General features: G+C 28.0%; 1 pseudogene. It reads right to left on the reverse strand.

Annotation, left to right across the window (positions count from 1 at the left end):
• A pseudogene (locus CKA54_RS07830) lies at positions 1-589 on the reverse strand (sugar transferase); the annotation flags it as partial.

Genomic DNA, 589 nt, shown 5'->3' on the forward strand with positions numbered 1-589 from the left:
CCCCCCCCCATACCAAGTTTTATTAGCTTGTATAAGAGCTTGTCCAAGTTTATAAGAGAGATGATTTTTAAACTTTAAGGCTTCTTGATAATCAGGATAGCTTTCTAATGGAGGTAATGCTAATGATGGATCTTTTTTTATTTTTTCTTGATAGATTTTTTGTTCTTGTTTGTGTTTATCTTTGATGTAGGATAACACAAAAGGCATTCTTATATAACCTAGGAAAGATTTAGAATTAACTATCATAGCTTGACCTAGTTTATATGAGAGTTGATTTTGAATTCTTGCTTTGGCTGAAGCTGGGTTGATCATAGTTATTTTAGGCATAAAATCATTCACTTTAATACCAAGTTTTTTTGATAATTGTTTTGTTTGTAGTTTTTTATTGATTAAGTCTTGTTCTAAATTAGAAATTTCAAGTTGTTGTTTTTTTATAGGTAAGGAATTTAAAGTTTGTCTTAAACTAGCATTATCTTGCTGAATTTTATCTTTTTCTTGAGATAATTGAATCTTATTTTGTTCTAATGAAGAAATTGTAGAGTTTAGTATACTTATTTGATTTTGCAAAGGCTGTAATTTAATTGGATCC

This window comes from Campylobacter sp. P255 (genome assembly GCF_003627915.1).
Lineage (GTDB): Bacteria > Campylobacterota > Campylobacteria > Campylobacterales > Campylobacteraceae > Campylobacter_D.